The sequence below is a fragment of the Legionella sp. PATHC035 genome, assembly GCF_026191115.1.
Taxonomy (GTDB): Bacteria; Pseudomonadota; Gammaproteobacteria; order Legionellales; family Legionellaceae; genus Legionella.
Map to the genome: position 1 here is coordinate 3125334 of NZ_JAPHOT010000001.1, position 13379 is coordinate 3138712.

The following is a 13379-nucleotide window of genomic DNA, read 5'->3' on the forward strand; positions in this document are numbered from 1 at the left end:
AAACCCATCTACATTTTCTTAGTGTTTGTGGATGTATTGCTTAAACTTCATTGGTGACATATCTACATAGTCTTTAATTGCGATTGCAAAAAGATTGGGATCACCTGTTTCGTAGAAGCAAACTAACTCACCATTTTTACCATGCTCGGGAATTCCTTGCGCAGTCAACTGGTCTAAAATGTCGTTAGTTATTTCGATAGTTTCTTCTTCAGATTCTGCTTCTACAGGGCCAATAGCAAATCCCCAGCTTGAAGCGGTGTTGTAATTATTGATTGAATAACCAATAAAATAATTATAAGCCAGTTGGGAAGCCATTTCGATTCCTACTGACTGAATTTCATTGAGTTTAGGGCAAACTGCTTCTTCTCCACAAGCAGATCCGCTAAGAACCAAAGCAGTTGCTAAAGTGGTTAATTTTGCTCTTAAAGACATAGTATACTCCTTGTTAAATCCAATTATTTCCAATTTACTCCAGGTTGAATTGACCTATCGAACCTGGAGAGGTACCGGTTGGTATTTTACTTGTGGGCTTTTAACAAGTATTGCTTTAACTTCATTGGACTAATTCCATAACCTCTAACAGCAATAGAATAAACATAAGGATTGCCTGTATCATATAAACAAACTAATACATTTTCATCGAGTTCCAAAGGAAATCCAGGAGTAGTCATATTATCTAGAATTTGATTTGAAGCATCTACAGCATCTTCACTTGAATCAGCTTGTACTGGTCCGATAGCAAAACCCCATTCAGAGGGTGAGCCGAAGTTACTCATTGAATAACCGATGTAATAGTCATTACCAATTTGCTCAGACATGGAGATTCCTTCTGCCTGAAGAGCACTCAGATCAGGGCAACCTGCATCAATTGCAAAAGCAGACCCAGCCAGAACTAACGCTGCTGCAAAAGTAGATAATTTAATTCCTAAAGACATAACACATACTCCTTTGTTTTTTAAAAATCGCAAAAAGAGTATCATTTGATTTCATAATTTACAATGGACAGTTTTTAGATTTATCCGTATCCATCAAGTCAATATTTGAGAGATTAATTGGCTTATTTTTTACTTTCCAAGCAATAATTTGGTTTCATGGTCCATACTCGATGGTATAGGATAACGAGAAAAATCATGACGCATTTGATGCTGTTTCCGTAAATCTAAAAAGGCGCTTTTTTGATCTAAGGCTTGTTTTAAGAATAATGTTTCTCTGAGAGGGTTATAGATATTTAATATCGATTCGAACCATAGTTCATTTTTTTTCAAATTTAAGCGGGGAGGTAATTCAGGTGCTGCAAATTGTGGAAGAGGTAGTCCTGCTAATTGATGTAATGTTGAGCTGACCATAGAAACCGCAGCATATTTTGCTTCGAGGCTGTGGCCCGCGATATGAGGGGTACAAATGGTGGCTTTATCAATAATGCGTTTGTCTATCTCAGGCTCGTTGAGGTATACATCAGTACAATAAATAAGTGGTTTTGAGGCGCGAAGGAGTTCCTCTTCATTGACAATTCCACCACGTGCCGCATTGATAATGATGCAGCCTGGTTTTAAGTGCTTAAAAAAATTCAGATCGATTAAATTGGCACTTGGATAGGGTGGAGTATGGTGTAATTCCGCATGGATGCATAAGAGGTCAACCTGATATAAGTCTTCTAAACTGCAACTGTGAAAGCGCTCACGTGCTGCTTTAGGTGGATCATAACTTAACACGCGAAAACCCGCTGCCTGAAAACGAGCAGCAACTTGAGAACCTACCTTTCCAAGACCAATAATACCGGCAGTATTTCCATGTATCAGATGTTGCTGTTTTAATAGGGCAAGACATGCAACGACATAATCAGCAACCGCTCGTGCATTAGAGCCTTTGGCATCGATTATTTGAATGTTTTGGGAATTAAGCCAAAGACGATCGAGATGATCCGTACCGCTGGTCGCTGTAGCAACATAACGCACCGAATGATTTTTTAATAACGATTGGTTTACTCTTAGCGTAGCACGGCATAAGAGCACCTCTTTCCCAACAAGTAATTGATGAATTTCCTCAGGATGATGATATTTCGTTAAATGAAAAGGTTTGGGAAAGGCTTGCTCCAACCCCGGAAGAGAGGCATCAGCAAGAATATTGATAGTCATTGCATACTCCGCATCAAAAAAAGTAGCTCTTCATTTTGTTCATTCGTTGAAAAACAGTGTGTAGGGATGTGGGTATTACCACACTGCCTCTATCTCATTTTGTCTACTATCCATTCATATTTGAAAAATGGCACTTAAGGTGATGAGTCCCAGATTAATCAGAGGGGTCAATATCATACCAAGAACCCCAGTAAATACTAAAAGGATTAAGATAAAAAAACCGTAAGGTTCAATTTTTGCATAGGCAATTGCTTGTCTGGGAGGTAAAAGACTCATCACTACTCGACTGCCATCAAGTGGTGGGATAGGGAGAATATTTAATGCAGCTAAAATCAAATTAATGAATACACCGGCTTGTGCGGTAGCATAAAGAAAGAGTACTGCCATCGAGGTATTGGGGTTCAAGATTAGGGCGATTTTATCACAGGCAGCCCATAAAAATGCCATCAAAAGGTTAGAAAAAGGTCCGGCAAGTGTTACCAGGATCATATCGCGGCGAGGATGACGAAATTGGCTCCAATTGATAGGGACAGGTTTTGCGTAACCAATGACAAAGTTAAATTGAGTTAAAATACCAACCAATAAAGGTATAAATACCGTACCTATTGGATCAATATGTCGCAGCGGATTTAAACTTAAACGACCAAACATTTTTGCCGTGGTGTCACCACAACGATAGGCGACATAAGCATGAGCCGCTTCATGCAGGGTGATGGCGAGTAGAATGGGAAGAGCCCAGATACATATCTTTTGGATCAAAGTAAATTCTATCATTAAATAAAACCTGTAATAAAGATATTCCGATTCTATCGAATAGTGGCTTTCAATAACAAGTATGGAACGAGATCAAAATATTCATCTTACTTTATATTTCTAATGTTTAAATCAATTTTCGAATTCGCATGCTTCAAATAGGTTCCTTAAGTTACTGATTAAATTGAGGTCAGAAAGTTGATTGCTTGATCTGCCCGTGATAATATCCTGTCCGAAATTTAACTAGTCTAGGAGACAAAATGCCAACGTTAAAAAAATTAACGCCGGAAGTGAAAAATGCCTTAGGTAACAAATATGATTTTCAAGCTCGATATGAAGGCTTAATTCAAAAAAGTCATGAGGGTCAACTGAAAGACAATCAGGATGCAGTTCAATACATTGATGACGTTGTAAAAAGATATAAAATGATTAAAGGGACATCACCTAGCTCATCAGATTTACAAGCTAAAAAAGAGACATATTTACCTTTACTCAGAGCACATGCAGCGGAAGTGGGTATCCATACTTTTTCTAAACCAGGAGATTTAGCTTCTCGACTCAAAGAGCTGGATTTTGAACCGAGTAAAATTGAGGAAATTAGCAAAGGATTAGAGCAGGCCGGCGATGATGACTTACTCGCGATTCTCTCGTCATTAATCATAACCAGCGCCACCTGTGACGATGGGCATCACCACCACCATCATCACCATCGATCTGAAGTAATAGTGTCAACTCCGGGTTATGGCTCTCATCATCACTATCACTGATAATTAAATCTTAGGAGAGCGGTCATGTTAGTGATGCACGATTGCGCTATTGAGCCAGGCGATATTGTGTTTGTGGTCTCAAATAGCAGTAAACCTTTTGTACGTTTAAAACAGGCCGCTCAATCAATAACCACCCCGGGCAACAAGCATGGACATAGAGAAGTGGTTACCGTGTTTGTTTGTACCGCTAAAAATAAATACGGGGTCATTTGTCATAATTACGAACGACAACTATCAGTACCCACTGAAACTTTTAGTGCAAAACTGCAAGAAAAAAGCATAGAGGAATTAACCACACTCCTCCTAAAGTATTGTGATAAGGAGTTCACCTCAATCCAAATCAAGGAAGCGCTTGCACGCGGTACCACGTGGATGAGGCAATTGGCTGCTAAGATGACTGGAAGTGAGGATCCTGATCGATTGATTGAACAATTCCTCGCGGCATCCAAAGAGAATAAAGAGAGACTGATTCAGTTAGTGCTTGTATTTTGGCGTGCCTCAGGACAGGCAGAAATTCTTCCGGTGGTGAATTCAAGCCTTTTGGTATTTAAGCATACCGACACGAAACAACGGCAACAATTTTTAAGTGCTTATCAGCAACAGGTTAAAGTAACACAACGATTTCATGAGCAAGGAAAAAGCCGAACCAGTTTCTGGGACGTGCTCAAATCGTTGTTTCAATGGTCAAATCAGCAGGATCAACACGACAGAGAACACCTTGCTCCTTCGGATGCAACCTTTTGTTCAAGCAACGTAATGCAAGTGTTAAATCAAGTTAATCCCGATCTGGTAAACAGAGGACGATATGTTTTACCAAAAACTTTGGAAGCAGGTCTTCGTGAAGCAACACAAAGTAAAAAGCGACCTGAAAAAGAAGCACCCGATCAGTTCGATGATTTTGAAGACTTGGTTGCCGCACAAGAACAATTGCTCCCTCCATTTAAATTACAAATTTTACCCGCATCAGGTAAAAAGTTGATGAGCACCTTACTAGCAACTGTGGATAAGGAGATTCAGCGCATTGAGTCCAAATGGTGGATCAATCAGACGGATAGAGAAAAAGCGAGTGATTTGAAAATACTTCTTTTGCCTTTTCGTAATCCTAAATATCAAGGCTATTCTGTTGAGTTACAGGTTGATATTGCTCTAGAGCTTATTGCAACCTTACTGCCTACCTTGCAAAAAAAGACAGGTTTTTTAGGGGAATGGTTTCCGTCAACTTCCTATACCAACGTCCGTGCATTTGCACGTACTCAGGGTATTTTTGATGGGGATATCCGGGACGCAGTAGAGAGGCTAAAAACGCATCCTTCAATCACATCTCAAGAAGAAGTTCCAGAAGAATTAGTCCAAGAACCAGTGCCTACCGGGCAGATTTATGTTTTTTCGGATTGGTCTTTTTCCAGTTGGCCATCAGAAAAGCGCGCACAGTTGCTAGGGTATATGAACCAATTACTTGCTAAAGGGCATGCTTTATACACCTGGGAAAATGGCCAATTAGTCAAAATGAACAAAGAGTCCTTAAAAAGTGCGATTAATGGAGAGGATTTTGATGACTTGCTGGCTTCTAAATTGAAACCGGCAACTCGAGCTGCTGTGCTGAAGCAAGCAGAGTCTCAGCAGCTGAATACAGCTCAAGTCCACTTTCTTGATTATAAAGTGTGTCAAGAACTAGCAGATGATCATCAATCTATTGAAACTCATCTAGATGTTGCGTCAATATTTTCATCGAAACAAGATGAGTATCATTTGAATCAAACGAAGCTTGCACTCATTGATATTGAACTCGCCAATACTCAGGATGAAAAGGAACAACTTAAATTGCAAGAACTGAAAAAGCGAATTGCGACGTTAAACGATATAAAGCATAAAACTTATCAAAGTGGTGTTGACACTAAAGCTTTTGTGACGCAACCACGCCATAGAAAGCCAATATTTAAACCCGTTGATTTACTGAGTTTTACACCATCCACCAAGTATTACCGTGATGAAGTCTATTCCGATTTGGTGATTAACGAAAACCCATCCTCTCCATTTCATTATTTCGAATTAGTGGGAATGAATGCCACTGAAAACCTGGCGGGTTGTGATTATGAATTTCACCCCGATGGATTAAGTGAAGAACTTATCAAAAAAAGGAGGAATGAAGAAAATCTCGTTCTCTTGAAAGGAAAAAAAAGATTAAGTTTGACTTCTAATTGGCAGCCATTGCCTTCGGTGCATCCTGGTGAGACTTTGTTAGATATTGCCATTGACGGATTAAAAAAAGATGATTTTGAAATAAAGTATTCTAAAGAAAATCGTTTGCACTACATTCGCTTACTAAAAGCAACCACAGAGCCAAAGGACGCCAAAATCAATTTTTTGTTGCGCATGCCCAAGCAGTATCGAGCACATCCTGTTTTTAATACATTAACCGCTCATCCAGAACATCAAGAGATTCATCGTCTATTAATGAAGTACCTTAAGTTTGGCAAAGATAATGGAAAATTACGGAACGCCCAAGTTCATAATGGCAATGAATATCTTGATGAAGCAAGGGAATTGGCTGTTGGAAGTTGCCGTTTAAGGGCTATTGCCTTTAAAGAGGAAATGAAACGCTTGCATCCTACAGTTCCTGTTTCTATTATTGGTAACTCGGAGCATTGTTTTATTGAGATGGAGTTAGACGGTCAATGGGATAGATACTGCTTAGGGGGATATAGGGATACTCCGAGTTTCATAGAGACCTTCAAAGAAGATTCCTTGACCTCGATGAATTCCGATACGAAAAAGCATCGATTCTTTGCTGAAAAAGCGAAACCTCAAGTGCCAGTGCAGGTTCCTGTTGCAGAAGACGTTTTTGTTAAACGTTTTGCGTAGTGCGCGCGTGTCATTGCAGAAGCCAGGACTTGGTGATGAGTTCGCTCTGAGCTACAAAGCATCTAGACTATTATGTACAAAAGGTTAAACTAAAATAAAGATACTCCCAAAATAGAACATCAATGATCAATGTATTTGATGCACATTTTCATATTATCGATTATCGTTTTCCCTTGGTTGCTAACCAATCCTACCTGCCTCATGCATTTACTGTGACTGATTACCTTCAAATTGCAAATCCGTTGCATATTGTTGGGGGGGCGGTCGTATCGGGCTCTTTTCAAGCGTTTGACCAAACCTATCTCGTTGATGCTTTGCAAAACTTAGGTCCAAATTTTGTTGGAGTGACCCAATTACCTGCGTCAGTAAGCGATGAACAAATTATTGAATTAAATCAACAAGGGATTCGCGGCATACGATTTAATCTAAAACGTGGGGGTTCAGAAACAATCGAACATTTAAGGGAGATGGCGCATCGAGTGTATGAGATTGCTCACTGGCATGTTGAATTATACATCGATTCTACAGAGCTTACTGGATTAACCGATAGCCTACTTCGCTTACCTGCTTTGAGTATTGACCATATAGGGCTCTCCAAAAAAGGACTTTCTGATTTATTTAGGCTTGTAGAGCAAGGAGTCAAAGTCAAAGCATCTGGATTTGGGCGAGTTGATTTTGATGTGGCTAAAGTTTTAAAAATGATCGCTTCGATTAATCCTGACGCTTTGATGTTTGGTACTGATCTTCCCTCAACACGAGCGCCACAGCCCTTTAAACAGGAAGACATTAAGCTTATAGTGGATGCATTTGATGATCACATGGCTAAAAAAATTTTATTAACCAATGCAAGCGAGTTTTATCGTCAGCAACTTTAGCCGCAATTTTTATTTTTTCTACTACTCCTCGGCTGGTTCGAAATGGGTGACTATTCGGTTACAGCCTAGTCATTACCTGAATAAAATTTGAAGTTGAATTATGGTGTTTTTTAATCATTGACAACAAAATCAATGAGGCCATTTTTTCGGGCATTTTATGAATAAATCCAAGCGGATTGCATGGATGAAGATCTCTTTATTAAGTTTTTTTGAATAGCTACAATAGATGAAAAATTATGAGGTCATAGGGACATGTCTATAATTGATAAAATCTTGGGGAAACCGCTCTCTTTAAGATCCAGGAAAAGGCAAGAGCTGTCGGTGTTCACTGGGGTTCCAGCCCTTGGATTAGATGCATTGTCTTCAACAGCTTATGGTCCCGAAGCGGCACTAGCCGTTCTATTACCGGCAGGGGTAATCGGGTTGCAGCATTTTTTTACTATTTGCCTGTTAGTCGTTCTTGTGCTTATGTCTTTGTATTTTTCCTATTTGCAAACAACAGCGGCATATCCCCAAGGAGGAGGGGCTTATATTGTTGCCAGTGACAATTTAGGTAAAAAATATGGAGTTGGAGCTGCGATTTCCTTGATACTTGATTACTTATTAAACGTTACCGTTGGTATATCAGCCGGCGTTGGTGCTATAGTTTCGGCAATTCCTGCTTTGCAACCTTATACACTGACCTTATGTCTTGTCATTTTACTCATGCTGACGGTAATCAATTTACGTGGAATCCGTGAAACGGGAAGACTTTTAGTTGCTCCAGTATTTATTTTTATATTGTGCATGTTAATCGCGCTGTTTGTAGGATTAGCCGATGTTTGGACTCATGGAGGTCATCCACAACCTCTAAATGACATAACACAAAATCAAACAAACTTAACCGAAACATTAACCTTATGGATGTTGCTAACGGCTTTTGCTAATGGCTTAACCGCGATGACCGGAGTAGAAGCAGTCAGTAATGCGGTGCCGTTATTTCGTAAACCGACGATTCGAAATGCACAATGGACATTGACTCTAATTGTTGGCACACTCGCGCTATTTTTAATCATCATTGGCTATCTTTGCCCAGCTTATCATATTGTAGCCATGGATCAGAATAAACCTGGGTATCGAACCATACTGTCGCAACTCGTTGAGGCGTCTACAGGCAAGGGTGTTTTTTACTATATTTCGATTGCCAGTATTTTTACTGTTCTTGCCTATTCAGCGCAAACCAGTTTTTCAGCTTTTCCAAGGGTATGTCGATTCCTTGCTGAGGATAATTATTTACCTCATTTTTTTGCTGAACGGGGTAGACGTTTGGTGTTCTCAGTCGGAATTATTATTTTGGCCATTTTTTCTGGAATCATTCTGATTGCTTTTAAAGGAATTACGAATAATCTGATTCCATTATTTGCTGTAGGTGCTTTTAGTGCCTTTCTTTTTTCCCAAACTGGGATGGTAGTCTATTGGTTACGTCAGGAAAATCGAAAAGTACGTTATAAATTAGTCATCAATGCATTGGGCGCTGTAGTTACTGGCATTGCACTTTTTATTATTATTGTTACAAAATTTACCCAGGGTGCTTGGATAATTGTTGTTCTTGCCCCTGTGCTTGCTTTATTAATGCACCGGATTAAACATCATTACGAACGAATCGCGCATGAAATTGAAAATCCAATCAAAATAGATTCTCTTTCTCTAAAACCTCCTGTTGTCATTATTCCAATTCATGGTGTTGATTTAATTGCAGAAAAAGCAATTCAATTTGGAATGTTGCTCTCAGATGATATTACGGCTGTTTATATTGATGCAGGATATGATGATGTCGATCGCTTGCAGCAGCTTTGGCATGAAAAAATTGAAATACCTGCCAAAAGGATGGATAAGGGGATTCCCAAACTGGAAATCATTAAATCACCTTATCGTCGTATTTATAAACCCTTATTAAATTTTGTGAATAAAGTAAGAAAAGAGAGGAAAAATAGACTGATTGCTCTTATCATACCTGAGTTAGTAGAACCTAAATGGTATGAGTACTTATTACATAATATTCATGCGCCAGGGTTACGAGCTTTACTATTTTTAGAGCGCGATCCCCGCATGATTGTGATTACAATACCTTGGTATTTACGTGAATCATAAAAATAAGGATTGATTGATGACACAATTTGAAACGTTATTTCATGTTATGAAAAAACCTTGGGTTATTTTTATTTATGCAATTTTTGTTATTTTGGCCTATCATTTTGTAGATAAACCTTTGGCAACTTACTTTTATCAATCAGCTCTTGGAACGAAGCTGCCATTTTTAGAACTACTGACTGCTTTAGGAAAATGGGTTGCCTATATTATTTTGTTTTTTATTGCTGGATTGTATTTCCGATACATTCAAGTGAATGCTGTATATGAGGCGCGATCTTGGTATTTGTTAGGTTGTGTGTTTTTAGCCAATTTGGTTTGTTTGATTTTAAAAGTTACATTAAGCCGAGCTCGTCCTGACTTATTATTTTCAAGCAATGAGTTTGGATTTTATTGGTTTAAATTAAGTTCAAACTATTGGTCTTTACCTTCAGGACATACAACGACAGTTATTAGTTTGGCAGCGGGTCTGGGTACAGTCTTTTCTCGATATTTTTATGTTTTACTTGTTATTGCGCTATTCGTTGTCGCATCCAGAGTCTTGCTATGTTTTCATTATTTGAGTGATGTGATGAGCGCATTTTATATTACTCTGTTGGTTGTTGGCTTTTTTACAGAATATCTTAAACGGAAAAATTGGTTTAAAAAAATGGATTGTACTGTTTGATAACTCGGGATCTCAGATCTCGAAGTTGACTGAGTTTTTACCGGTATCGATCCTAGCCAATCTAGGGAGAGGTTATGACTATAGAGACTGAATTAAAAACTCTGGTTCTTGTTTATGCCAGTTTTGATGAAGAAAACAAATGTTATATCAGTGATTTGAATCAAGAGGCCCTTTTACGTCTGGATGCTGATTTTATTAAGTTAATTAATAAACTATTGCTAAACGAGGGCCCAGAAAAAACAAAAATCAAAAAAAATTATAAAAATTTGTCTTTGTATTTTCATCCGGATCTTTTGTCAAAATTTTGTGCGGAAGCTAAATGGCTCGAGAAGAATTTATCTGAAAATCGTAATGATGGCGCTTGTTTTAAAACATTAAGTCTTTGTTATGAGAAATTAATGTTCCCCCAGGATTTTAAACCGCTTAAATTTGAAGACATTTCAAGTCGAGAAGATCTTAAAAAATGGTTAGAACACTTAAAAAATTCTTCCAGAACATTTACTGAACGTAATTTATACGTGGGACTTTTAGGTTTGTTCGATCAATCTACGGGTTATTTTGATGAAGTAGGTAAGATAAAACCTAAGGGCATACGGGCGTTAATTTCATTTTTACCTATGGTTTTTATCAGTTTTGGTACCTTTGTTTTTGCTGAAGAACTATTTGCTGTTTACGCACTTTACTTTGCTTTATTGAAGAGCGGACAATATATGGAGAGTAGCAATTCAAAAGAATTACAAAGTGTTGGCAGTACCTTGCAACAAATTACTATGGTTTCGGCTACGGCTACGACAACTTTATTGGTACGCCTCGTTGAAATGACCTTTTGGGCATCACGTCAGTGTTATGAGATGAGTTTGCATATAGGTTCTAGTCTTTTAACCCCACTCATTTCTGCTGCTGAAGATCAATTCGAGCGCACCATGGCAGATGAAAACTTATGTCGGGAATTAATTCTTGCCAGCCAAAATCAAAGTATCAGTGATAACTTCAAAACACCGCAATTAAAAATGATCGCAGCACCTATCGAATCCTATCTTGGATTGTTGGAACAACAATTTTTTAGAAATTGGAGGGCCGGAGGAGAGAAGTATCGAGCCCTAGACTCGTTTTTGCTGACTATGCGTGTATTAGATAAAGATGATGACTTACTGGTTGAACAAAAAATAGCGAAAGCACATGAGGCATTAGAGAAAGTTAAAAAAAAACCTAATGTGTATACTGAGGGAGGAAAAACTGCTTTAGCTGTGGATAGAGCAGAACGTGTAATTAGACTGCTGCAAGATAATTTTGAGATGCAGCCTGCTTTAAGTAAGTCCTAAATTTTTTATAATGAATCTATTTATACCGCCAGTAGACGCAACTTTTAATCGTTATCTCAGCAACGATAAAGGGATCAAATTCAGCTTAATTAGAAATACCCACTTGAATTTGGCACAGTATCTCTGGCAAGATGCGATTGTTTTGATTATCCAGTGAGGAATTATGAAAATTCTCGTGGCAGTGAAGCGTGTAATCGATCCTTATGTGAAAATTCGGGTCAAGTCGGACCATTCCGGAGTTGAAACACAAAATATTAAAATGGCCATGAATCCATTTGATGAAATAGCCGTAGAGGAAGCCTTGCGTTTGCGCGAAAAAAATTGGGCGACCGAAGTGATTGCAGTAAGTATCGGCGGCGACAGCTCACAGGAAACTTTAAGACATGCTTTGGCTTTAGGGGTAGATAAAGGAATATTGGTTCAAACCCAGGAGTCATTGGAAAGCCTTAATATTGCAAAAATACTGAAAAAGATTGTCGATGATGAAAAGCCTGATTTAGTATTGATGGGTAAACAAGCTATTGATGGGGATAATAATCAAACCCCACAAATGTTAGCTGCTCTGTTAAATTGGTCGCAGGCTACCTATGCTTCCAAAATTGAAGCACATGCAGATCACCTTGAGGTAACTCGTGAGATTGATGGCGGACTCGAAACAATCAGCGTCGATTTGCCGGCTGTAGTGAGTACGGATTTACGTTTAAATGAGCCACGATATGCCAGCCTACCCAATATTATGAAAGCCAAAAAGAAACCTTTGGATGTTTTAGAATTGGATAGCCTTGGATTGTCACTTAAAAAACATGTTGAGATATTAAAAGTTACAGCACCTGCAGTGCGCAGTGCTGGAGTGAGAGTTGAATCAGTGACTGAGTTATTGGATAAATTACAGCATGAAGCCAAAGTGCTTTAATAAGGGGACGTGATGAGCACTTTAATACTCGTTGAACATGATAACCAAACCATACACCCATCTACCCGTAATACTTTAGCTGCGGCATTAGAATTGGGTGATGATCCCACCTTACTTGTTATTGGACATCAATGCAGGAACGTCGCTGAACAAGCTGCAACTCTTGCAGGGGCACATGCGGTTTGGTGCCTTGATAAACCATGTTATGAGCATCCTGTAGCAGAACAAATCAGTGAGTTAGTTCTTTCTTTTGCACATTCATTTAAAGCTATATTAATGCCAGCAAGTACTTTTGGTAAAAATATTGCACCACGTATTGCAGCACTATTAGATGTGGCTCAAGTTTCTGAGGTCAGTAAAATTATTGATAAAGATACTTTTGAACATCCAATCTATGCCGGTAATGCGATAGAAACAGTACATGTCCTAGATCCTATCAAAGTTCTTACGATTCGCTCTACGGCGTTTAATCCTATTACAGAGAGTCAAACAAGCTGTTGCATGGAACAAATTGATAAAGAATGTATTGCAAAAGGGAGCCAATTCGTTAAACATGAACTCAGTAAATCGGAACGTCCTGATTTAGGCAGTGCTAAAATTGTCATCTCAGGTGGAAGAGGACTGCAAAGCGCTGAAAAGTTTCAATTGATTGAAGAGTTAGCCGATGTTCTTGGTGCTGCTGTGGGAGCATCCCGTGCTGCTGTTGATGCGGGATTTGTTCCTAATGATTATCAGGTGGGGCAAACCGGAAGGATCGTTGCACCAATGCTCTATATTGCTGTAGGAATTTCAGGAGCTGTCCAGCATTTGGCAGGGATGAAAGATTCCAAGATTATAGTAGCAATTAATAAGGATGAAGATGCCCCTATTTTTCAAATTGCTGACTATGGTTTGGTTGGTGATTTATTTGAACTCGTGCCACAGTTAATTGCACAATTAAAAAACCGTTAGAGGGAGA

The 13379-nt window shown here is 38.8% G+C and carries 12 protein-coding genes; 8 read left to right on the plus strand and 4 right to left on the minus strand.

Translation table 11 applies throughout. The annotated features are described in order from the left end of the window. Positions 1 to 18: 18 nt before the first annotated feature. From OQJ13_RS13740 to OQJ13_RS13755, 4 genes are all read right to left on the minus strand, one after another. Entirely contained in the window at positions 19 to 432 is a 414-nt protein-coding gene (locus tag OQJ13_RS13740) for a DUF4949 domain-containing protein (protein WP_265711398.1), read from the minus strand. Positions 433 to 518: 86 nt separating this feature from the next. Then, positions 519 to 935, minus strand: a complete 417-nt coding sequence (locus OQJ13_RS13745) for a DUF4949 domain-containing protein (RefSeq protein ID WP_265711399.1) — start codon at positions 933 to 935, stop codon at positions 519 to 521. Positions 936 to 1064: 129 nt separating this feature from the next. Beyond that, positions 1065 to 2129, minus strand: a complete 1065-nt coding sequence (locus OQJ13_RS13750) for a 4-phosphoerythronate dehydrogenase (protein ID WP_265711948.1) — start codon at positions 2127 to 2129, stop codon at positions 1065 to 1067. Positions 2130 to 2249: 120 nt separating this feature from the next. After that, positions 2250 to 2909: a site-2 protease family protein gene (locus tag OQJ13_RS13755; protein ID WP_265711400.1), complete on the minus strand. Its 660-nt coding sequence runs from the start codon at positions 2907 to 2909 to the stop codon at positions 2250 to 2252. A gap of 239 nt (positions 2910 to 3148) precedes the next feature. On the opposite strand from OQJ13_RS13755, the gene OQJ13_RS13760 reads away from it, so the two are divergent. The 8 genes from OQJ13_RS13760 to OQJ13_RS13795 all read left to right on the plus strand — a co-directional run bounded on the left by OQJ13_RS13760 (position 3149) and on the right by OQJ13_RS13795 (position 13372). After that, positions 3149 to 3655 carry a coiled coil protein gene (locus tag OQJ13_RS13760; protein WP_265711401.1) on the plus strand — a complete coding sequence of 169 codons (507 nt, stop codon included), beginning with the start codon at positions 3149 to 3151 and terminating at the stop codon, positions 3653 to 3655. A gap of 24 nt (positions 3656 to 3679) precedes the next feature. Further along, on the plus strand, positions 3680 to 6517 hold the full coding sequence (locus tag OQJ13_RS13765; protein WP_265711402.1) for a hypothetical protein: 2838 nt from the start codon (positions 3680 to 3682) through the stop codon (positions 6515 to 6517). A gap of 122 nt (positions 6518 to 6639) precedes the next feature. After that, a complete protein-coding gene (locus tag OQJ13_RS13770) occupies positions 6640 to 7392 on the plus strand; it encodes an amidohydrolase family protein (protein ID WP_265711403.1) in 753 nt (250 codons plus the stop codon). Positions 7393 to 7644: 252 nt separating this feature from the next. Next, the gene (locus OQJ13_RS13775; RefSeq protein ID WP_265711404.1) at positions 7645 to 9522 is read left to right on the plus strand and encodes an APC family permease; all 1878 of its coding nucleotides are present in this window, start codon (positions 7645 to 7647) and stop codon (positions 9520 to 9522) included. A gap of 16 nt (positions 9523 to 9538) precedes the next feature. Then, positions 9539 to 10186, plus strand: coding sequence for a phosphatase PAP2 family protein (locus tag OQJ13_RS13780; RefSeq protein WP_265711405.1), 648 nt, complete (start codon positions 9539 to 9541; stop codon positions 10184 to 10186). A 74-nt stretch (positions 10187 to 10260) separates the two neighbouring features. Then, positions 10261 to 11508 (plus strand): J domain-containing protein, encoded by a 1248-nt coding sequence (locus tag OQJ13_RS13785; protein ID WP_265711406.1) that lies wholly within the window; start codon positions 10261 to 10263, stop codon positions 11506 to 11508. 163 nt (positions 11509 to 11671) lie between these two features. Then, entirely contained in the window at positions 11672 to 12421 is a 750-nt protein-coding gene (locus tag OQJ13_RS13790) for an electron transfer flavoprotein subunit beta/FixA family protein (protein ID WP_265711407.1), read from the plus strand. A gap of 12 nt (positions 12422 to 12433) precedes the next feature. After that, positions 12434 to 13372 (plus strand): electron transfer flavoprotein subunit alpha/FixB family protein, encoded by a 939-nt coding sequence (locus tag OQJ13_RS13795; protein ID WP_265711408.1) that lies wholly within the window; start codon positions 12434 to 12436, stop codon positions 13370 to 13372. Positions 13373 to 13379: the final 7 nt, after the last annotated feature.

Excerpts from the sequence above, each read along its gene's own strand:
- OQJ13_RS13740 (WP_265711398.1), bottom strand. The coding sequence starts at position 432 with ATGTCTTTAAGAGCAAAATTAACCACTTTAGCAACTGCTTTGGTTCTT.
- OQJ13_RS13745 (WP_265711399.1), bottom strand. The coding sequence starts at position 935 with ATGTCTTTAGGAATTAAATTATCTACTTTTGCAGCAGCGTTAGTTCTG.
- OQJ13_RS13755 (WP_265711400.1), bottom strand. The coding sequence starts at position 2,909 with ATGATAGAATTTACTTTGATCCAAAAGATATGTATCTGGGCTCTTCCC.
- OQJ13_RS13760 (WP_265711401.1), top strand. The coding sequence starts at position 3,149 with ATGCCAACGTTAAAAAAATTAACGCCGGAAGTGAAAAATGCCTTAGGT.
- OQJ13_RS13765 (WP_265711402.1), top strand. The coding sequence starts at position 3,680 with ATGTTAGTGATGCACGATTGCGCTATTGAGCCAGGCGATATTGTGTTT.
- OQJ13_RS13770 (WP_265711403.1), top strand. The coding sequence starts at position 6,640 with ATGATCAATGTATTTGATGCACATTTTCATATTATCGATTATCGTTTT.
- OQJ13_RS13775 (WP_265711404.1), top strand. The coding sequence starts at position 7,645 with ATGTCTATAATTGATAAAATCTTGGGGAAACCGCTCTCTTTAAGATCC.
- OQJ13_RS13780 (WP_265711405.1), top strand. The coding sequence starts at position 9,539 with ATGACACAATTTGAAACGTTATTTCATGTTATGAAAAAACCTTGGGTT.
- OQJ13_RS13785 (WP_265711406.1), top strand. The coding sequence starts at position 10,261 with ATGACTATAGAGACTGAATTAAAAACTCTGGTTCTTGTTTATGCCAGT.
- OQJ13_RS13790 (WP_265711407.1), top strand. The coding sequence starts at position 11,672 with ATGAAAATTCTCGTGGCAGTGAAGCGTGTAATCGATCCTTATGTGAAA.
- OQJ13_RS13795 (WP_265711408.1), top strand. The coding sequence starts at position 12,434 with ATGAGCACTTTAATACTCGTTGAACATGATAACCAAACCATACACCCA.